At 71.0% G+C, this 19,821-nt stretch carries 19 protein-coding genes; 3 read left to right on the top strand and 16 right to left on the bottom strand.

Features of this window, described 5'->3' with window-relative positions; all coding sequences use genetic code 11:
* Positions 1–65 precede the first annotated feature (65 nt).
* The 13 genes from ISO16_RS26725 to ISO16_RS26665 form a co-directional block, all read right to left on the bottom strand.
* Entirely contained in the window at positions 66–2,150 is a 2,085-nt protein-coding gene (locus ISO16_RS26725; RefSeq protein ID WP_072634822.1) for a hydantoinase/oxoprolinase family protein, read from the bottom strand.
* A 2-nt stretch (positions 2,151–2,152) separates the two neighbouring features.
* On the bottom strand, positions 2,153–3,952 hold the full coding sequence (locus ISO16_RS26720; protein WP_072634821.1) for a hydantoinase B/oxoprolinase family protein: 1,800 nt from the start codon (positions 3,950–3,952) through the stop codon (positions 2,153–2,155).
* 16 nt (positions 3,953–3,968) lie between these two features.
* Positions 3,969–5,126 (bottom strand): M24 family metallopeptidase, encoded by a 1,158-nt coding sequence (locus ISO16_RS26715; protein WP_072634820.1) that lies wholly within the window; start codon positions 5,124–5,126, stop codon positions 3,969–3,971.
* Positions 5,123–6,490, bottom strand: coding sequence for a styrene monooxygenase/indole monooxygenase family protein (locus ISO16_RS26710; protein WP_170914061.1), 1,368 nt, complete (start codon positions 6,488–6,490; stop codon positions 5,123–5,125). Before ISO16_RS26710 ends, ISO16_RS26715 begins: the two co-directional genes overlap by 4 nt.
* Positions 6,491–6,526: 36 nt before the next feature.
* A complete protein-coding gene (locus ISO16_RS26705; RefSeq protein WP_006944811.1) occupies positions 6,527–8,020 on the bottom strand; it encodes a glutamine synthetase family protein in 1,494 nt (497 codons plus the stop codon).
* 31 nt (positions 8,021–8,051) lie between these two features.
* Positions 8,052–8,384 carry a ferredoxin gene (fdxA, locus tag ISO16_RS26700; RefSeq protein ID WP_072634818.1) on the bottom strand — a complete coding sequence of 111 codons (333 nt, stop codon included), beginning with the start codon at positions 8,382–8,384 and terminating at the stop codon, positions 8,052–8,054.
* A 19-nt stretch (positions 8,385–8,403) separates the two neighbouring features.
* Positions 8,404–9,387 carry an NAD(P)/FAD-dependent oxidoreductase gene (locus ISO16_RS26695; RefSeq protein ID WP_072634817.1) on the bottom strand — a complete coding sequence of 328 codons (984 nt, stop codon included), beginning with the start codon at positions 9,385–9,387 and terminating at the stop codon, positions 8,404–8,406.
* On the bottom strand, positions 9,377–10,084 hold the full coding sequence (locus ISO16_RS26690; RefSeq protein ID WP_072634816.1) for a type 1 glutamine amidotransferase: 708 nt from the start codon (positions 10,082–10,084) through the stop codon (positions 9,377–9,379). The genes ISO16_RS26695 and ISO16_RS26690 overlap by 11 nt, the downstream gene beginning before the upstream one ends.
* On the bottom strand, positions 10,081–10,356 hold the full coding sequence (locus tag ISO16_RS26685; protein WP_072634815.1) for a hypothetical protein: 276 nt from the start codon (positions 10,354–10,356) through the stop codon (positions 10,081–10,083). The genes ISO16_RS26690 and ISO16_RS26685 overlap by 4 nt, the downstream gene beginning before the upstream one ends.
* A gap of 10 nt (positions 10,357–10,366) precedes the next feature.
* The gene (locus ISO16_RS26680; RefSeq protein WP_072634814.1) at positions 10,367–10,957 is read right to left on the bottom strand and encodes an aromatic-ring-hydroxylating dioxygenase subunit beta; all 591 of its coding nucleotides are present in this window, start codon (positions 10,955–10,957) and stop codon (positions 10,367–10,369) included.
* A gap of 13 nt (positions 10,958–10,970) precedes the next feature.
* Positions 10,971–12,254: an aromatic ring-hydroxylating oxygenase subunit alpha gene (locus tag ISO16_RS26675; RefSeq protein WP_006944801.1), complete on the bottom strand. Its 1,284-nt coding sequence runs from the start codon at positions 12,252–12,254 to the stop codon at positions 10,971–10,973.
* A 374-nt stretch (positions 12,255–12,628) separates the two neighbouring features.
* Positions 12,629–13,546, bottom strand: coding sequence for a pseudouridine-5'-phosphate glycosidase (locus tag ISO16_RS26670; RefSeq protein WP_072634813.1), 918 nt, complete (start codon positions 13,544–13,546; stop codon positions 12,629–12,631).
* A 64-nt stretch (positions 13,547–13,610) separates the two neighbouring features.
* The gene (locus tag ISO16_RS26665) at positions 13,611–14,351 is read right to left on the bottom strand and encodes a DUF429 domain-containing protein (RefSeq protein ID WP_072634885.1); all 741 of its coding nucleotides are present in this window, start codon (positions 14,349–14,351) and stop codon (positions 13,611–13,613) included.
* 206 nt (positions 14,352–14,557) lie between these two features.
* Between ISO16_RS26665 and ISO16_RS26660 the strand changes: the two genes are divergently transcribed.
* Positions 14,558–14,716 (top strand): hypothetical protein, encoded by a 159-nt coding sequence (locus tag ISO16_RS26660; protein WP_006944786.1) that lies wholly within the window; start codon positions 14,558–14,560, stop codon positions 14,714–14,716.
* Positions 14,717–14,746: 30 nt separating this feature from the next.
* Here the strand turns inward: ISO16_RS26660 and ISO16_RS26655 are convergent, their stop codons facing one another.
* Together ISO16_RS26655 and ISO16_RS26650 are read right to left on the bottom strand one after the other, a co-directional pair.
* Positions 14,747–15,229, bottom strand: coding sequence for a hypothetical protein (locus tag ISO16_RS26655; RefSeq protein ID WP_072634812.1), 483 nt, complete (start codon positions 15,227–15,229; stop codon positions 14,747–14,749).
* A complete protein-coding gene (locus ISO16_RS26650; protein ID WP_065922793.1) occupies positions 15,226–16,083 on the bottom strand; it encodes a ParA family protein in 858 nt (285 codons plus the stop codon). The genes ISO16_RS26655 and ISO16_RS26650 overlap by 4 nt, the downstream gene beginning before the upstream one ends.
* Before the next feature lie 123 nt (positions 16,084–16,206).
* On the opposite strand from ISO16_RS26650, the gene ISO16_RS26645 reads away from it, so the two are divergent.
* Both ISO16_RS26645 and ISO16_RS26640 read left to right on the top strand, forming a co-directional pair.
* Entirely contained in the window at positions 16,207–17,742 is a 1,536-nt protein-coding gene (locus tag ISO16_RS26645; protein WP_072634811.1) for a hypothetical protein, read from the top strand.
* Positions 17,743–17,896: 154 nt separating this feature from the next.
* Positions 17,897–18,877 carry a hypothetical protein gene (locus ISO16_RS26640; protein ID WP_072634810.1) on the top strand — a complete coding sequence of 327 codons (981 nt, stop codon included), beginning with the start codon at positions 17,897–17,899 and terminating at the stop codon, positions 18,875–18,877.
* A 44-nt stretch (positions 18,878–18,921) separates the two neighbouring features.
* Here the strand turns inward: ISO16_RS26640 and ISO16_RS26635 are convergent, their stop codons facing one another.
* The gene (locus tag ISO16_RS26635) at positions 18,922–19,590 is read right to left on the bottom strand and encodes an HAD family hydrolase (RefSeq protein ID WP_006941379.1); all 669 of its coding nucleotides are present in this window, start codon (positions 19,588–19,590) and stop codon (positions 18,922–18,924) included.
* Positions 19,591–19,821: the final 231 nt, after the last annotated feature.

Genomic DNA, 19,821 nt, shown 5'->3' with positions numbered 1-19,821 from the left:
CCCCTGCACCTCCTCGGCCGCCCGTGCGGCGGCCTCCACCCTCGTATCGGCAACCCGCCCGGCGTTCAGGACGCCGCCGGCCGGTAGCGGAGGACGAACGACCCGCGGTCGTCGACCTCGACGGCGAACTCGTCGGGCACCACGACGCTGCTGGTGCCCAGTTCGATGATCGCCGGCCCCTCCAAGTGTGCGCCCACGCCGAGGCCGTGCCCGTCGTACACCGCGGCCTCGACCATCGTCCGGTGCAGCACCGACCAGATCGGGCGGGTGCCGATCCGCCCGGTGCCGTCGCCGGTGGGCACGACGGCGCTGTCGAGGCGCGGCTTGGGGGTGGTGCCGACGACGCTGAGCCGGATGTTGAGCACGTCGATCGGCATGTCCGGGGAGCGGTAGCCGAACAGGGTGTCGTGCATGGCGTGGAACCGCTCGGCGACGTCGGCGAGGTCGACGCCGTCGAGGGACGACGGGTCGAGCGGCACGTTGATCTCGTACCACTGGCCGCGGTAGCGCATGTCCAGCGAGGGTTGCAGGGTCACCTCGGTGTCGGCGACACCTTCCTCGGCGAGGATTTTGCGGCCGCGCATGGCCATGTCGTGCCAGATCCCGAGGAGTTCTCCGGTGTCGAGGGCGGCGAGTTCAGCCTTGTGGCTCTGCACGAAGTCGTGCTGGAAGTCGCACACGAGCATGCCGGCGGCGCAGAAGATCGACGACTCGCGCGGGGTGACGAGCACGGGGATCTCGAGTTCGCGGGCGATGGCGGCGGCGTGGACGGGTCCGGCTCCCCCTGCGACGACGATCGGGAAGTCGCGGGCGTCGAGGCCGCGGCGGACGGTGATCTCCCGGACGCCGGCGGCCATGCCGACGTTGACGACGTCGTAGATGCCGGCGGCGGCCTCCTCGACGGAGATGCCGAGGGGTTCGGCGACGTCGCGGCGGATCGCCTCGATCGAGGCCTGCCGGTCGAGGGGGATGTCGCCGCCGAGGAAGCTCGCGGGGTCGACGTAGCCGAGGACGACGTCGGCGTCGGTGACGGTGGCGCGGGTGCCGCCGCGGCCGTAGCAGGCGGGTCCGGGGACGGCGCCGGCGCTCTCGGGGCCGACGCGCAGCAGGCCGCCCTCGTCGACGTAGGCGATGCTGCCGCCGCCGGCGCCGATGGTGTGGATGTCGACCATGGGCAGGGCGATGCGGCCGCGGTCGATCTGCCCGTCGGTCATCACGAGCGGCCGGCCGTCGTTGACGACGGCGGCGTCGAAGCTGGTGCCGCCCATGTCGACGGTCAGGCAGCGGTCCCAGCCGTGCGGGGCGACCTCGAGCAGGCCGGCGGTGGGCCCGGACGCCGGGCCGGACAGCAGCGACAGGGCGGCACGGCGGGCCAGCTCGTCGGGGGTGGCGACGCCGCCGTTGGACTGCATGAGCAGCAGGATGCCGGTGAATCCCGCCGCGTCGAGCGCCTCGGTGAGCACCCGAAGGTAGCGCGTGATGATCGGTCCCGCATAGGAATTGAGAACGGCGGTGCTGGTGCGGTCGTAGTAGCGCACCTGCGGCAGCAGCTCGCTCGAGCGGGTCAGGTACACGCCGGGCAGCTCGGCGGCGAGGATGTCGGCGGCCTGTCGTTCGTGCTCGTCGCCGGCGTGCGAGTGCATGAACGACACCGCCACGGCCTCGACGCCCTCGCGCCGGAACAGTTCGGCGGCGGCACGCACGTCGTCGGTGGCGAGCGGGGTGACCTCGGTGCCCTCGTGGTCGAGGCGGCCGCCGACGGGCCGGCGCAGCGCCCGGGGCACGAGCGGACCCGGCGGCGTGAGCCGGTTGTCGTAGGCGTCCTCGCGGGTGCCGTCGCGCATCTGCAGCACGTCGCGGAAGCCCTCGGTGGTGAGCAGGCCGGTCTTGGCGCCGGTGCGGGTGAGCAGGGCGTTGGTGGTGACGGTGGTGCCGTGCACGATGGTGTGGACCTGCGTGAGCAGGTCGGTGAGGGTCTCCCCGCGCCGCTCGGCGATCTCGGTCAGGCCCTTGACGACCGCGGTGGACGGGTCGGAGGGGATGGAGCTGGTCTTGTGCACGAGCCGGGTGCCGTCCTCGTGGACGACGAGGAAGTCGGTGAAGGTGCCACCGACGTCGACTCCGATGCGGATGCTGGGTGTTGCCGACATGGTCACTGTCCGCCTTTCCGGGTGTTGCGCAGCTGAGCGGTTGCCTCGGCGTCGAGGGTGCGGGTGGCGGCGTCGACGACGACGCCGTAGCGGATGCGGGCCTGTTCCGCGGAGAGCAGTTCGTTGCGGACCTCGTCGGCGACGAGGTCGGCGGGCCGCAGCAGCGGGTCGCCGTAGCCGGCGCCGCCGCCGCTGACGGAGCGGACCACCGAGCCGGACGGGAGCTCGACGAGTTCCTTCGACCCCCACTCGTGGGTGGTGCCGTCGGGGTATTCGACGGTCATGCGGTTCATGCCGGAGGGGCCGCCGCCGAACAGGCCGGCACCGGGGGCGCCGCCCTCGGATTCGACGGATTCGCCGATGGTGACGCCGATTTCGGAGTCGCCGTAGCAGCGCCACGCCGAGCGGGTGCCGAGGCCGCCGCGCCACTGGCCGGCGCCGGCCGAATCCGGTAGGTACTCGTGATATTCGAGGAAGTGCGGGCTCGACAGCTCGAACATCTCCGGGTCCGGGGAGCGCATCTGCCCGGCGGTGCCGGTGAAGCCGAGCGCGTCCCACCCGTCGGTGCCCTTCATGGCGCCGGGGCCGTTGCGCTGGAACACGGTGAGGGTCACGAACGGCTGTTCGGTGCGCGGGTCGGTGCCGTTGAGGGCGGTGCAGATGAATTTGTTCCACCCGGCGGTGACGCGGTCCGGCAGGGCGTCGGCGAGGGCCGACATGATGGCGTCGACGACCTCGTCGCACATCTGGTTGCCGAAGATGGTCGCGGCCGGGAAGTGCGGGTTGAGCAGCGAGCCGGGCCGGAACACGGTGTGCACGGGCCGGAACAGGCCGTCGTTGGTGGGGATGTTGATGCCGCCGGCGGCGACGAGCATGAGGAACGCGATGCGCACGGCGCCCATCGCGGAGGCGGGCGGCATGTTGGTGATGCCGGGGGCCTGGTCGTCGGTGCGGGAGAAGTCGAAGGTGACCTCGTCGCCGGAGACGGTGATGTCGCAGGCGACCTTGTAGCGGCGAGTGGGGTCGAGGCCGTCGGAGATCATCCAGCTCTCGCCGTGGTACACCCCGTCGGGCCAGCGGCCGATCTCGGCCCGGACCTGTTTCTCGGAGCTGTCGAGGATGTAGTCCATGTGGGCGTCGAAGGTGCCGCGGCCGTAGCGGCCGAGCAGTTCGACGAGGCGGCGCGAGCCCACGGTGCACGCGCCGACCATGGACTTGATGTCCTCCATGACGAAGTCGATGCGGATGTTGGCGCCGACGAAGTCCCACACGTCCTTGCGCAGCACTCCCCCGGCCATGATCTTCACGGGCGGGATGCGCAGGGCCTCCTGCCAGATCTCGGTGGCGCCGGGGTTGTAGCCGCCGATGGTCATGCCGCCGATGTCGGCCATGTGGCCCTTGGCGGCGGCCCAGCCGACGAGTTCGCCCTCGTGGAAGATGGGCAGGTAGACGCCGGTGTCGGCGTTCTGGTTGCCGCCGGTGTAGACGTCGTTGTGGAGGATGACGTCGCCCTCGGCGATGTCGTCGCCGAAGTAGTCGATGATGTATTCGAGTGGCGGCTGGGCGCCGAAGGCGATGATGGCGGCGAACTCGGCCTGGGCGAGGGTGCGGCCGTGCTTGTCGAACAGCACCGTCACCAGGTCGCCGATCTCGTTGAAGATCGGCGAGCGGGACGAGCGCATCAGCATCGTCGCCATCTCCTTGGCGATGGCGTCGACGCGCCGCTGCAGCACCGACGCGAGGATCGGGTCGATGGCGGTGCCGCCCGCCGTGCCGGCGGTGGGGCGTTCCAGGGTGGTCATGATTGCTCTACCTCTCTCAGACCCGGTACAGCTCGGTCGGAAACTTGGACAGGGTGCGGGTGCGCCCGGCCTCGACGACGCAGGTGTCGGCCATGTAGCCCATGGCGCCGGAGTCGGCGTCCCACAGCATGGGGTGCAGGGCGATCACCATGCCCTCGGCGGTGACGGTGACGGCCTCGTGGTTCTCGTTGTCCTGCACCATCTCCAGGCCCACCCACGGCTCCTCGAGCACGTCGAGGCCGAGGCCGTGGCCGGACCAGTAGGACGACCTGACCCCGTGCTGCTCGATCGCGGCGATGACGTCGCGCTGCACGCCGGACATCGTGGTGCCGGGGCGCAGGGCGGCGCTTCCGGCGGCCATGCCGGAGCACACCGCGTCGGCGAGGCGCTGCACCTCCGGCGTGGGCGGGGCGAAGGTGACCATGCGGGACAGTTCCATCCAGTAGCCGGCGGGCCCGACGAGTTCGTAGCTGAAGGTGAACACGTCGTGGGCGGTGAGTTCCCGGCCGCCGGGGGCCCCGAACGTCGGGCACGGGCCGGTCGGCTCGTCGTCGGCGTACATGGTGAGGAACAGCGGGTCCTCGGCGCCGAGCGAGTAGGCGACGCGGTACATCTCGGCGGCGACGGCGCGTTCGGTCGTGCCGGGGCGGGCGATCTCGAGCAGCCGTTCGAAGCAGCGGTCGGCGATGTACGCGGACTCCTCGGCGCCACGGATCTCGGCGGCCGTCTTCACGGCGCGGACCTGCTCGAACATCGCACTCGCGTCCTCGAACACGGTGCCGGGCAGCGCGTCGGTGAAGTGCAGGTAGTCCTCGACCTTCATGACCTGCCCCATGCCGACGATGCCGACGCGGGCCGGTGCCGCACCACGGGTGAGGGTCTTGACGAGCGCCTCGGAGAGCTTCTCGGCGTAGACGTAGTCGTCGATCCAGCCGGTGCGGGGACGGCGGCCGCCCTCGAGGTTCTTCGGCAGCACGAGGGTGGGCGCGGCGCCGGGGTGCAGGACGGCGTAGCCGTAGCGGTGCGAGAGGTTGTAGTCGGCGAGGTAGCGCAGGGCGCCCTTGTGGCCGCGGTAGTCGGCGGCGGCGAACAGCAGCGCGTCGTAACCGTCGCGCTCCATCCGCTCGTGCAGCAGCCGCCAGCGCCGGTCGCGCTCGGCGAGGGTGGCGATCATGCGCTCACCGCCCGCGGGAAGTGGCTGCCGCGCAGCGTGTTCCGCACCTGCCCGGCGAGGATCTTCGCGGTGCCGGCGGCGACGACCGCGCCGGGGCGGCGACCGGTGTGCTCGCCGATCCACCGGTCGGCGGCCGCGCGCTCGGTGAGCCACGGGAAGGCGGTGGGAGGTGCGTCGAAGACCTGCGCGAAGCGGGTGGCGAGGCGCTGGTCGGCGAAGCACGCGGTGAGCACCCGCTGCGGTGTCTTGCCGAGCGGTTCGAGGAGCAGGTTGGTGAACCGGTAGGTGCCGGCGATGTGCTCCTCGTAGACGCCTTCGAAGGTGCGGGTGATCCATTCGGCGTCGAAGGGTCCGTCGCCGCGGGCGAGGAGGGCGTCGAAGTAGTGCCCGGCCTGCCGGATGCCGGAGCCGGCGCCCTGACCGGCGACGGGGTCGTAGGCGACGGACGTGTCGCCGAGGCTCATCATCGGCCGGCCGCCCGGGGTGGTGCCCAGCCCGGAGCGCACGGACGGGGTGACCCGGCCCTTGAGCCACGAGTGCGGGTCGTCGAGCATCGGCTCCATGTTCCGCATCGACGGCCAGTCCCACGGGGCGTAGTCGCGGGCCAGGCGCGAGGCGGTCGCGAAGGCCTGCTCGACGGTGGTGACGTCGGCCCAGCAGTCGAACGGGCCGCCGGGCTTGGCCTCGAACACCAGGCACCAGACGTTCTCGCCGGACTTGTGCAGGAACGGCACCCAGAAGATCTCCCCGGCGTCGCCGAAGAGATTGAAGCACACGCCCGTCGAGCCCTCGACACGGTTGGGGAAGGCGGTGCCGTCGGTGGGGATGCCGCGCACGAGCACCATGGCGAGGTTGCGCTGCGGGGTGTCATAGACGCTGCGCCGCGCGTCGCGGGCGAACAGCGACGACAATCCGTACTTGCCGGTGGAGACGACGGTCAGGTCGCTGCCGGCGGCGATGTCGTCGAGGTCGTCGGGCTGCACCGATGTCACGACGATGTTGCCGCCGAGTTCGGCCAGGCGCACCATCCGGTCGTACGACTTGCGGCGCACGTCCACGGCACCGCCGGCGGCGTCGCCGAGCGCGGAGCCGAAGTGCACCAGCTCCTGCCCGATCTTCGGGCTGAAGCACACGTGCAGACCGTCCATCGGCACGCCCTTGTCGTCGTAGCCGGGGCAGCCGAGCCGCAGCTCGGTGGCGACCGAGCGGTGGAACAGGGCCGCGGTGCCGGTCGGGGAGGTCTCGTGCAGGATCTCCTCGGCGGTCTTGTCGGTGTAGAGGTCTACTTGGAAGCCGTTGGCCTGCAGGGCCATCGACAGGAGGGTTCCGGCCTGGCCGGCCCCGATCACGGAGATTCTTCTCATGGCGGTCATCCCTTGTGCCGGTGGATGGAGCGGTGGTCAGAAGAGTTCGAAGTATTCGCGGTGTTCCCACTCGGTGACGGTCTCGGCGTAGCCCTGCGGGTCGGGCTGCTCGGCCAGGTGCGCTTCGTAGCGCGAGACCTCGCTGGACTTCATGGTGACGAGGTAGTCGACGAACCGGTCGCCGAACGCCTCCCGGTAGAACCGGCTCGCCCCCAGGGCCGCGAGCCCTTCCTTCAGGCTCGTGGGCAGGTGCGGAACGTCGGCGGCGTACGGATCCACCGACGGGGCACCCGGCTCGGTCTTGTTCTTGATGCCGTCGAGCCCCGCGGCGGCCTGCGCCGCGATGTACAGGTACGGGTTGGCGGCGGGCTCGCCGACGCGGTTCTCCACGTGTGAGGCCTTGTCACCGGGGGCGCTGATGACGCGCATCATCGCGGCCCGGTTGTCCAGGCCCCACGTCAGCCGGTCCGGGGCCAGGGAGTACGGGCGACGGCGGCGGTACCCGTTGATCGTGGGCGTCATGAACGGCGACGCGGCGGCGGCGTGGGCCAGGGTGCCGCCGACGTAGTGCCGGCCGATGTCGGACAGCAGCTCCCCTTCCCCCGGCACCATGACGTTCTCGCCGGTGACCGTGTCGACCAGGGAGGTGTGCAGGTGCCAGCCGCTGGCGTAGAAGCCGGGGATGCCCGGGGTGGACATGAAGGAGGCGAGGTAGCCACCGCGGCGGCAGATCTGCTTGACGGCGGAGCGGAACAGCAGCATCGAATCCGCGGCGGCCATGCCTTCGAGCACGTCGAAGGTGGTCTCGACCTGGCTCGGCGCCCACTCGTCGTCGATCGAGCGTAGCGGCAGCCCGAGCGCGGTGACGGCCTGTCGCACCGGGCGCAGGACGTCGTCGATCTCGTCGAGATGCGATTCGAGGAGGTAGTTGTAGCCGCGGGCGACGGCCGCGACCTCCGGCGGGTCGGCGGGCATCCCGGGGGCACCGAGGGAGCCGGTGACCAGCTTGTCATCGAGGACGCGGGTGAGATACCACTCGACCTCGAGTCCGGTGATCAGGTGGTAGCCGGCACTTTCGAGCTGGGCGAGGGTGTTGCGCAGGATGCTGCGGGGGGAGAACGGGAAGGGGCTGCCGTCGCGGAAGTACAGGTCGCACAGCACCCAGCCGGTGTCCGGCGCCCACGGCAGCACCCGGAAGGTGGTGGGGTCCGGAACCATGGTGAGGTTCGGGCTGCCGGACAGCTCGGGCATGTCGAACCCGCCGCCGGGGCTGAACGGGTTGAAGACGATGGCGTTGGCGGTGTCGAAGAAGAACGGCGCCATGGTGATCTCGGTGCCGGACTCGAGCGCCGCCAGGTAGCTGTCGACGGTCATCGTCTTGCCGCGGATCAGGCCGTGCTGATCCGGCCAGGCCAGGCGGACCATCTCGATGCCCTTCTCCGCGAGAAGGTTCCGGGCGCGGTCGGCCGCCTCCTGCTGCGCGGCGTCGAACAGGGCGTGGCGGGCGACGAACTTGGCTGAAGTGGACATGCGGTCCTCCGTGAGGGGTGGGTTCGTGGGGTCAGTCGCGTGCCGCGACGAGCGGGGTGTCGACCCCGATCGGGCCGGTGTGCACCGCCCCGCCCGGGGAGCCGAGCGGGGCGTCGCGCCCGGGCAGCACCGAACTGAAGAAGACGGCGTTGTCCTCGAGATGGATGCGGGTGGTCTCGGCCACCCGGCGGTCGTTCGAGATGGCCTCCATCGGGCAGACCGATTGGCAGGCACCGCAGTCGACGCATTCGAACGGGTGGATGTAGAGCTTGCGGGCGCCCTCGTAGATGGCGTCGACGGGGCATTCCTCCATGCACGACTTGTCCATGACGTCGGTGCAGGGTTCTCCGATGAAGTACGGCACGGTTCCTCCTGGGGGTGCGTCAGCTCGGGACGGGGCCGGCGTCGGTGGAGTGGCCGGGGAACAGCGGCGCATCGTCGTCGATGCGGTGTGCGATGTGGTTGACGGCGGTCGCGGCCTCACCGAAGCCGACGGACATCAGCCGCACCTTGCCGGGGTACTCGGCGATGTCGCCGGCGGCGTAGACGCCGGGGACGTTGGTGGCCATGTCGCGGCCGACCACGATGTGCTGACCGTGGAGTTCGAGGCCCCAGGTGCGCAGCGGCCCGAGCTGGGCGGTGAAGCCGAGCGCGGCGATCAGCTTCTGCGCCGGCAGCCGCACGGTGTCGCCGTGCTCGTGGCGCAGGACCTCGACGAGTTCGAGACTGTCGGTGCCGTGTGCGGCGGTGACCTCGGCGTTGGTGTGGATGGTCGCGCCGCGGCGGCGCAGTTCGTCCACCGACGCGGCGTGCGCGCGGAAGCGGTCGCGGCGGTGCACGAGGGTGACGGACCCGGCGATCGGATGGAGGGCGAGCGCCCAGTCGAGGGCCGAGTCCCCGCCGCCGACGACCACGACGTCGCGGTCGCGGTAGTCGCCGAGGTCGGTGACGAAGTACGCGGCGCCGCGCCCGGCGTACCTGTCGGCGGCGTCGAGGGGCCGGGGCCGGAAGGACCCGATGCCACCGGCGACGAGGACGGCGCGGGTGCGGATGCGCTCGTCGTCGTCGGTGCGGACGGTGAGCACGTCGCCGTCGCGATCGAGGTCCACGGCCTGCCGGCCGAGGAGGTACTCGACGTCGTCGCCGGCCTGCTCGACGAGCTGCCGGACGAGGTCCTTGCCCTTCACCGCGGGCAGGCCGGCGACGTCGTAGATCTCCTTCTCCGGGTAGAGCGCGGAGACCTGTCCGCCGAGCTCGGGCAGCGCGTCGACGACGACGGTGCGCAGGCCGCGGATGCGGGCGTAGTAGGCGGCGTACAGGCCGGTGGGGCCGGCACCGAGGATGAGCAGGTCGGTGTCAGTGTTCATGACCGGCTCCGGGGGTGGGGCACAGCGCCGGGGCGAGCAGGTGCTCGACGAGCGCGGCGAGGTGGTCACGGGAGGGATCGGCGAAATACGGTGCTTTGTAACGGATTTCGTCGGGATCTGCGCCGGCGGCGCGGACCTTGTCCGGCTCGCCGGCCATGAGCCCGGCGATGCCGTCGACGGAGCTCTCGGGGTGGTACTGCACCCCGATGGCGGAGCGGAACGCGAAGGCCTGCACGAAGTCCCGGGATCGGGCCAGGACGGTCACGTCGGGCGGCAGCTGGAAGGTGTCCCAGTGGAAGGAGAACCGGGTGCCGGTGAAATCGACGGGGTGATCCACCCCCGCCCCGCAGGCGGTGACGTCGACGAAGCCGACCTCGGCACTGTCGCTGCCGCGCACCGCCGTGCCGCCGAGCGCGACGGCGAGCAGCTGGGAGCCGAGGCAGATCCCAAGCGTGGGCACGTCGCCGGCCGCGGCGGTGCGCAGGAAGTCCCGTTCGCGCAGCAGGTAGTCGTGCGAGTCGTCGGCGGACTCCTTACCACCCAGGCAGATCACCGCGGCGGCCTCGTCCGGCGCGGGCAGCACGTCGCCGCGGAAGGGGCGGACGATCCGGATCGGGACGCCGTGATCGCGCACGACGTCGCCGAGGACGGTCAGGTCGGGGTCGTCGACGTGGGCGACGACGAGCAGGGGTTTCATACGGCACCTCGGGGTTCCAGAGTGTGTGTCCACGGTCGCCAGTGGTCGGTGGCGGCGAGGGCGCGCAGCAGGGCGACGGCGTCGGCGCGGTCGACGGCGATCCAGCTGCCGTCCGGGACGAGTTCGTAGGGGGTGAAGTCCCAGAACTGCGCGCGCCGGATCGCGTCGGCGACCTGCCGGTGGGCGGCGAGCTCGCGGTCGAGGCGGTCGACGCGCCGCGTGAGCCGGTCCACCTCGGCGCGCAGGCGCTCGAGTTCGGTGATGTCGGTCATGCCGGGCCCGTCAGAGGACGAGGGTCAGGTTCTCGTGGCCGTGTTCGCAGTCGACGAGGTTGACCTGCTTGACCGCGATCCGCCACTGCGCGTCCCGGCGGACGAGTTCGTGCCCGCACCAGCCGGCGTACGTCTTGGTCGTGCCCGCCCGGAACTCGGTGATCAGGAAGTTCGATCGCACGAGCCGGCGGTCGGGTGCGTCGAGGACCTCGACGTTGGTGACGAGCCGCCGGGTGCGCGACGACGGGATCTGGCAGAACGCGAGTCCGGTGCGCAGCCAGTAGATCCGGTCCATCAGCCGGCGACGGTCGTCGAAGGCGTGGGACACCTCGCGCCGGGGGTCACCGCCGCCGGGGGTGGTGGGCACCCAGTAGAGGCATTCGTCGGTGAACAGCTCCACCCAGTCGTTGAAGCGGCCGTCGTCGATCAGGCGCGCCTCCCGGTAGAGCAGGTTCTCGACCTCGGAGCGCACCCGCGGATCGGGTTCGCTCCAGTCCTCCTGCCAGGCCCCCATCAGCTCGGCCAGGTGGTCGTAGTAGGCGGAGTCCAGGTAGTACGAGTACCGGGAAGTGTCGTGGCGTTCGTTGCTCTGCACGGTCATCTGTCGTGTCCCTTCACCGGCTCATCAGCCGGAGCCATTCCTGGTAGTAGCCGCGCATGTGCAGCTCGTCGGTCACCGGCCCGGTCACGACGCCGTCGGCGTCGACCTTCTGCCGGCCCTCCACACCGAATCCGCGGTTCATCTGCACCCATGCGACCTCCGGGATGCTCAGGCCGCGCTGGGCCTCCTCGAAGTTGGCCTGGTCGTCGGGCTCGCCGAAGGCCGGGAAGTCCTCCTGGGTGCGCATGCGCAGGACGTTGACCTCGTCCGGGACACCGCCGACGGTGGTGGCGTACCAGGTGAGCTGGGTACGGTCCACGGCGAGCGGCTCGATCACCTGTACCTGGTTCCCGATGATGAGCAGGTTCGGGAAGATGTTGAGGTTGATCTGGGCGCCGACGGTCAGGTCGAGGTAGCGCAGCGCGTCGTCGGGGTACTCGCTGCGGATCAGCTCCTCGAACACCTCCCGCCCGGGTTGCGGGCGCTGGTTGGCCCAGAACGCGCCGGGGCCGTCGTAGCTGGGGCGCTGGTCGATGAAGGTGTGTCCGTTGCCGAGGTACTGCACGTACATGGGGCCGCGGTCGGGGGTGCGGCCGAAGTACGTCATGTCCTTGGACTCGCCGAGCCGTTCGGCCATCTGCAGCAGGGAGCGGTGCGAGAACGCCGGATGGTATCCGTCGCCGGCGTTGTCGTACGCCAGCTTCCAGTTGCCGCGGTAGACCATGCGGTGCGCGGAGTTGCGGAGGAACACCTCACCACCCGGGGCGCGGTCGATCCAGTAGTCGAGGGGTTCGCGGACCGGGCCGAGATGCTCGGCGAGCGGCGGCGCATCGGCGTTGAGGGTGCCGAAGACGAAGCCGCGGTAGCTCTCCACCCTCGGCACCACGCCGAGGTTCAGGTCGGTGCGCTCGAAGTCCGGTCCGTACGCGTCGGGCCACGGCACCCCCACGAGCTGCCCGGTGTTCTTGAAAGTCCATCCGTGATAAGGGCATTGGAAGTTCTTGGCGGTGCCGCTCTCGTCGCGGCAGACGGTGGCGGCCCGGTGGGTGCAGCGGTTGAACAGGGCGTGCAGCTCGCCGGCCCGGTCTCGGGTGACGATGATGGGGCGCAGGCCCAGGTAGCCGGTGCGGTAGCTGTTGGGAGTGGGGACCTGACTCTCGTGCGCGAGGTACACCCAGGTGCGGCCGAAGACGCGGCGCATCTCGTCGTCGAAGATCGACGGGTCGGTGTACAGCGTGCGGTGCACCCGGTCGTGCTGCACCAGCTCGTCGTACGAGTGGGTGGAACTCACGGTCATGGCTCTTGCCCTTTCGCCGAGGCGTCACGTGGCGGGATCGTTCGTCGTCGCCCGAGGTTCGGGCGGTTTCCGATCGCGTCGGATTGCGTTCGCGTCGGGTTAATCCTGGCCGGGCCGCACGGGGCTCGGTATCCCTCCCAGGAGGGGTATTCACCGGCCCGCAAGGGTCGAACGACACCAGAAATCCCGTGTGTAACAAGAGATTTACAGAACGGACCCATGACGGGTCGCGGCACGACGGCCGATTACGGCGGGGTTACGACACCCGCCGGACGTGGGCATGATTGTGCCCCAGGTCACAGTCGCTGTCAACGCACGGTGGCGTACCGGGCACGGCCGCCCTCGAGGCGCCGGGCGGGAACCCCGGCCGGCGGCTATCGCGGTTCTGCGGCGAGCGCCGTGGCGACGGCACCGCCGAGCGCGACATTGCCCCGATAGACCTCGACATTGACGTCGAGGCTGCGGCCGCCGGTCGCGCGGTGGAAGTGGTCGAGCAGGAACGGCGTGGTGTCCTTGCCGACCACTCCGGCCGCCGCGGCCCGCTCCTCGGCCTCGTGCAGCACCCGCGCATGCAGCGCGGGGTCGAGCTGGGCGTCTTCCGGTACCGGATTCGCAAGCAGGACGCCGGCTTTCAGACCGAGTGCGTCCCGGGCACGGACAAGGGCGGCGACCTCGGCCGGCGACCCGACGGAATGTTCGAGCCGGCAGCCGCTCTCGCGGATGTAGAAGCCGGGGAAGCTGGTCGTGCGGTAGCCGACGACCGGAATGCTCAGGGTCTCGAGCCGCTCCAGCGTGGCCGGGATGTCGAGGATCGACTTGACGCCGGCGCTGACGACGAGGATCGGCACGGTGGACAGGACGACCAGGTCGGCGGACTCGTCGAAGGTGCTCTGCGCGCCGCGGTGCACGCCGCCCAGCCCGCCCGTCGCGAAGACCTCGACCCCGCCGCGGTGTGCGAGCAGCGCCGTGGCGGCAACGGTGGTGCCGCCGGACAGTCGTCGCGCCACGGCGATCGGCAGCTCGCGCACACTCAGCTTCGTCACCGTCTCCGCCGTCGCGAGGTCGGTGATCTCGTCGGTGGACAGCCCGACGGTCGGGACGCCGCGGAGCACGCCGACGGTGGCGGGGACGACGTCCGCCTCCCGCAACCGCGCCTCCGCCTCGAGCGCCACCTCGAGGTTGCGGGGGCGCGGCAGGCCGTGGGTGAAGATCGTCGATTCCAGGGCCACCACCGGCCGGCGGGCTGCGACGGCGTCGCGCACCTCGTCCGATATCCGGATCACCGGGTCCATGCGGCTCCTCTCGTTGCGTGCAGGGTAGCGGCGGAGGGCGACCGTCGCCGATCATCTCAAAAATTCAGAGCAGCTCACGGATTCCGCACAGCGGCAGATGGATCCACCCCTCCCGGACCGCGACGGCGCGCTGCGCCGCATCGGGCCGGACGGTTCTTCCGAGCGCTGCCGCTCGGGCGACGAGGCTGGCGACCACCGCATCGAACGCGTCGTCGGAGGCCACACAGAGGTCCCGGAAGCCGCCGAGCCTCAGTCCCGAAAGGGCGCGTTCCAGTGCGGCCACCGATGCGGCCCGCGCCTCGCGGTTCTTCGCGCTCTTGTATCCCTTGAACGGCAGGCCCCAGCCCTGCAGCGCAGCAGCGGGATACACCTCGACCACCGTTCCGTCGACGCGGTCGACATCCACCCCGACGGCATCGAGTTCCGCGAGCAGACCCGCACACCGCAGCGCCACATGGGCGATGAGATCCGCGGATACGCTCAACGGGACGATTCCCGTCCCGGCATGCACCACGCGGTCGGTCAACCGCCGCACCAGCGGGAGCCGTCCGGCTCGGCTGCTCAGGGCGCGTTCGCGCGAGTACTCGAGGCGATGGTGCGCGCCGACGAAGTCCACGAACGCGTCGGGCCACCCGAACGGCGCGTCGATGCCGGTCCGGTCCGCGGCGGCCACCGCGTTGACGACGTCCGGGTCGGTCGCGCCGAGCCGTAACTCCTGCACCGTCGCGGTGCCGTGCTCCCAGGCGACGGTGGCGACCGCCGTCTTCGCCGGCTCCGCCGCGAGGTCGACCCCTACCGTCTTCACGGACGTCACGGTATCCGCTGCCCGGCCCCGGAGCCTGCACTCGTACTGTGCACCGTGCACCCCCGGTCCCGCCACAACGGGGGCAGGCACGCGCTGGAGGGAGCAAGCCGCCGGCACGCACACGATCGGCGGGCACGCAATCGTGGACTACGTTCCGCATCCGTGCCACGGTGGAGGCGGATATCTCTTCCAGGAGGTGCAACACCATGGAGCACACCCAGCAGAACAGCGCCGCACAGGAATGCCCGGACTGCCATGCGCTCGCCGCGGACCTCGCGGCTCACAAGCAATGGCACTCCAGGGTCGTCCACGACCTCGCCGTCGCCGTCGAGAAGGAAGTGGATCGACGGACACGGACACCCTGACCGGCGCCGCTCCGCGATCCGGTTGCGCCGTCAGCGGAAGGCGTCGCCCTTCGTCGTGAGCGCCTTGACCCGCTCGACGATCCTGTCCTGCAACTTCTTCGGCGTGCGCCAGCGCATGGCGAGGCGGTCGTAGTCCATCGCGTGCTCGGCGACGATGTCCTTGAGCTGCTCGACGTCCAGCGGCGCCAGCTTCGCGCGCAGGCCGGCCTCGCCGCCGTCGCGGAACGCGGCGAACGGGTCGAACGGCCCCGGGGCGCGTGTGCCGCGCCGAGCGGCGGGGGCCTTCCGCGGTGCCGGGGCGGGCGACGGCGCCTCTCCCGGCGCGGTGAGTGCCGAGGCGAGGGCGTGCGCGAACCGCGGGGTGCGGGCGGCCTCGTCGGCGATCACCTGCACCAGCCGCACCAGGGCGGTCGCGGCGGCGGGGCTCGATCCCTGCAGCCGCAGCAGCGCGGCGCTCGCCTCCCCGATCTGCACTCGGAGGCGGGCCTCGTCGCGGTCGACGGTGCCGGTCACAGCAGCACCTGCGCGTTCATCAGGACGTCCTCGGTCAGCATGCGCAGGGCGTCGAACTGCCCGGAGTTGCCGTACTTGCGCTTGAGGGTGCCGTACGGGACGAACTCCGCGGACTGCGCGATCTGGTTGGCCTCGGGGATCCACGCCGGCACGACGTTCGCGATCCGCTCGTCGCGCTGCAGCTGTTCGATGATGCTGCGGTGCAGGTTCGACGCACTCCGGTACTTGGTGATGACGAGGCCGATCTCGCGGATGGGATGTCCCGTCCGCTCGGCGAACGCCCGCACCCGGGTCTGCAGCTGGGGAATGCCGTAGGTCGAGAGGATGTCGGGGATGGTCGGAATGAGATAGCCGTTCGCCAGCCGCAGGCCGTTCTGGGTGAGCATGCCGAGGTTGGGCGGGCAGTCGACGAGGATGTAGTCGTACCGGTCGGCGATCGGGGTGATCGCGTGCAGCAGCACCTCGAGGGGCCGGGTGGACTTCGGGTCGGCGTACTGCTGGTGGCTCAGTCCCTCCTGGATGTCCATCAGATCCAGCGACGAGGCGAGCAGGTCGACGTTCTCGACGGCGCGCACGGGTGAGACGTCGCGCTGGAGGGCCTTCTCGATGTCGAAGGCGGGGGCGTCGGGATCGACGGCACCGCGGAACAGCGTGGCGAGGGTGCGGTCGAGCTGGTTGAGCTCCTGCCAGCGCTCCTCCCCGATCATCATCGTGGTGAGGTTGGTCTGCGGGTCCAGGTCGATCAGCAGCACCCGCTGCCCGAATTCGGCGGCCATGAACTCCGCGAGGGCGGCCGTTGTCGTGGTCTTGCCGACGCCGCCCTTCAGATTGATCGTCGCGATCACCCGCGCCACACCACACCCCCAGCACACTCGCTACTCGTTCGCTCAGCAAAGTACACCGGGACCCGGACGAATCCGGCGCCGGGCACCGGCGCACCCCCTAGATTCGAGGCAGTCGGCGACGGGAGCCCGCGAGTGCGAGAGGGACGGTGGAGGCGCTGGTGGCCGCTCGCGGCCACCGCGGCGCTCGTCGTGCTGCTCGCCGCGACGAACACGGTCCCGACCTGGCCGGGGCTCATCCACCTGGTGGCGCTGCCGCCGCTGGATCAATTCACCGACCTGCGGATCCTGCTGTCGCGGGCATCGTCGTGGCCGGCGTTCCTGGTGTTGCTCGCCGGGGTGGCCGCAGCCCGGGTGGCGCTCATGGCGTGGCTCCTGGGCGGCCTCGACGCCCGCCGGCTGCGCTTCGCGGCCCTGTTCTACACGGTCGCGTTCGGGCCGGTGCTGCTGGCGGCGTTCGCCGACGCCACCGCCTACGCGGTCCTGTACTCCCGGCTGTTCTGGCCCGCCGTCGCCCTGATCGGGGTGCTGGTGCTCACGCTCGGCCCGGTGCCGTGGCAGGGCGGATCCCGGTTGCGCGCGGCCGTCGCGCTGACCTGGCGGCGGGGGCTGCGGGTCGAGGTGATGCTGCCGTACTGCGCGGTGATCCTGGCGCTGGGTGCCGTGGCCGAACGGGTCCCGGTCCTGACGGTGCCGCTCGTCCCGGTCTCGGCCGTCGCGACCGGCCTGGCGATCCGGGCGATGGCCCGCCCGGCGCTGCGCCGGCCGGGGGCGGTCCTGACCGCGCTCGTCGCGGTGCTCGCCGCCGCGTCGCTCGTGTTCGTCGCGACCCGCGGGTACGACGAGCCGGAACCCGGACCGCCGCAGCCGGGTTCGCTGTTGATCCTGTCGGGGATCAACTCGGCGTCGGGGCGGGGCGCGATCCACGCGACGGACGTGCACCGCCTCGGCTACCGCTGCGAGCAGGTGTACTACTTCTCGTATGCCGGACCGGGCGACGGGCAGCCGCAGCGGGACGCGACCTGCCCGATCCGCACGGGTGCCCCCTACGGGCCGAGCGACACCCAGCGTCCGTTCCACGAGCAGGTCGATCTGTTCGTCGAGCAGGCGTCCGCGCTGCCTCGTCCGCTGGTGGTGGCCGCGCATTCGCACGCCGTGTGGGTGGTGTGGGAGGCCGCCGCCACCGGGCGGGTGGACGTCGATGCGCTGCTGCTGGTCGGACCGTTCCCGAGCACCCCGACCGGCTATCCCCCACCACACGTGAACGCGCCCGGCCGCGTCTTCGGCGACCTGCTGCGTGCCGCCGCTCCGGCCACCGACCTGATCCGGTTCCACTTCGACCCGGACACCCCCGCCGCGCGGGAACTGCTCGGCACGGCGGGAGCCGCGGAATCCATCCTCGCTCAGCCACTTCCCGCAACGGTACGAGCAACGAGCCTCCCCGGGGCCACCGATCTGCCCCTGATGCCGGACGACTGGCAGCTCGACGTCGAGCGAAACGGGTGCCCGGCCCGCGTCGCCCACCCGTACCTGCCCAGATCGGCGGCATTCGAGGACGCGGCGATCCGCTTCCTGAACGGGCGGCCGCCCCCACCGTGCCCGCCGTGGCGGGACTGGGGTGCCGTACTCGTGCGGCCGTTCGGGGTGCCGGCCGGGCAGGCTCTGCGATGATCCCGAATTCCCCGGCGACGATCGCCACCGAGGGGGATATTCGGAGGAGGCCACCACCGGTAACGAACGCGGCATCGCCGGAAGCAGCGCGGTGCTCACGACCCACGACCGCCACCACCAACGACTGCCACGACCCAACGACTGCGGAGTACCCATGACACTGCTTCCCCGCCCCGGTCTGTCGACGATCGTGACGGTTGCCGCCGCTGCACTACTGTCCGTGTCGATGCCGCCGAACGCGCTGGCCTTCGCGCCCGACATCCACGGCGCGATCCTGCGTGCAGCGCTGCCCCCGGCCACCCTCGACGGGGGTGTCGACGACCCGGCGCTCGCCGAGATCACCGGCAGCCTCCTCACCGGCACCGGCAACGAAGGCAGCGACCTATTCCAGGGCGACGCCTTCCGGCACTTCGACAACGCCGCGGGGCCGGCGGACGTCTGCGACCGTGCCCGGGACGCGTGGAACTTCTTCGTGCCCGCCGTGATCGCCGGTGCGCAACCCACCGGCCCGCCGGAGTTCCGCACCTCCGCGAACGGCTTCGCGGCCCGCAGCGCCGTCGGCGGCCTGACCCACGCACTCGCCGACTTCTACTCCCATTCGAACTGGGTCGAGCTGGCCGTCGGCACGGATCGGGCACCGGGGCTCGCCCCGCTCTTCCCGACGTGCGATCCCGCCGCTCTTCCGGCCGGTCTACACACCGGATACTTCGAGCTGACCCCGGCGAACGGCCTCGACGGCTGCCCGAGCGGTCCACCCGCTCCCCCGGCCGGGTCGTCCGTCCCACCGGCCGAGGGCCCGCCCGCCCCGCCCGCCCCGTTCGAGGAGTGTCACCTGACCCTGAACAAGGACGATCCGGGCACGCTCCGCGGTCGTGAGCCGGTCCCCGGATATCCCGGCACGACGTATCACCAGCTCGCGGTGCAGCTCGCCGTCGAACACACCACCGCGCTGTACCGGGAGGTCCGCGGTCTCGTCGCCGGTTCCGTCCCCGCCGGTGTCGACGGCGAGTGCGTCGCCGACAACCTGTTCCGGGCCGCGCAATTCGCACCCTGCGCGGTCCCGGCTCCCACTCCCGTTCTTCCCAAACGTGTTTCGGGTCAGCCGGTCGGCGTTGCGCCGAGTCCGCCGGCATAGGGGCGAGACCGGCTGCACCGGGGCAGGGCCCCGGCATCCACCTCTCACCTCATCGCTGCCACCGCGGCCGGGGTGAGACTGTCCAAGCCGGGCAGCACCAGTCCTGCGAGGGCGAGCGCATCCGGGTCGGGTGGGTACCGGGGATGGGGAATGGCGATCACCCGCATGCCGGCCGACGCCGCCGACCGCAGCCCGTTGCTGGAATCCTCCACCGCCGCACACCGAGCCGGGTCCATCCCAAGTCGCTCGGCCACCGTCAGGTAGATGTCGGGTGCCGGCTTCCCACGCGCCACACCTTCGGTGGACAGCGCCACGGTGAACACGTCTCCCAGCGCTGCGGCGTCGAGCACGCCGTCGATCAGAGCCTGCGGGGACGAGCTGGCCAGCCCGAGCGGCCACCGCGCCGCCATCGCGCGCACCGCCTCGACCGCACCCGGAATCAGCGGCAGCCGGTCGGCGTAGCGAGCGCCCATGCGATCGATGACCAGCGCTGCCACGTCGTCGGGTGGCAGGTCGACACCGAGACCGTCGCTGAGATACCTCGACCACTCCGGGGTACTCATGCCCATCAATCGGCTCTGCGCGTCGGCAGTCCACCGACCCCCGTGCTCGGCCACGACCTGCCGGCGCACCTGCTCCCACAGCGGTTCGGAGTCGACCAGCACACCGTCCAGGTCGAACACCACCGCTTCCACACCGCCGATATCGGACACAGGCCCAGTCTCGGCCACACTCGTCCGCAGGCACGACACCGACACGCAACCGATCGGCGGACGGATCCGGCGCCTCGGCCGGATGCCCGTGAGCGCTGCCGACGGGGCGAGGATGTGCTCGTCGCGCCCCTCGTCCGCCTCCTGCGGATCACGCATTCGGCGCCGCACCGGCGCGTATCGTTCTCCGATGTACGCACGTGCTCGTCGTGAGGGGGACGACCGTGAGCGAAA

It is taken from the genome of Rhodococcus sp. M8 (assembly GCF_015654185.1).
In the GTDB taxonomy this organism is placed as follows: domain Bacteria; phylum Actinomycetota; class Actinomycetes; order Mycobacteriales; family Mycobacteriaceae; genus Rhodococcus; species Rhodococcus aetherivorans.
This window is presented reverse-complemented; position numbering and strand designations above follow the sequence as displayed.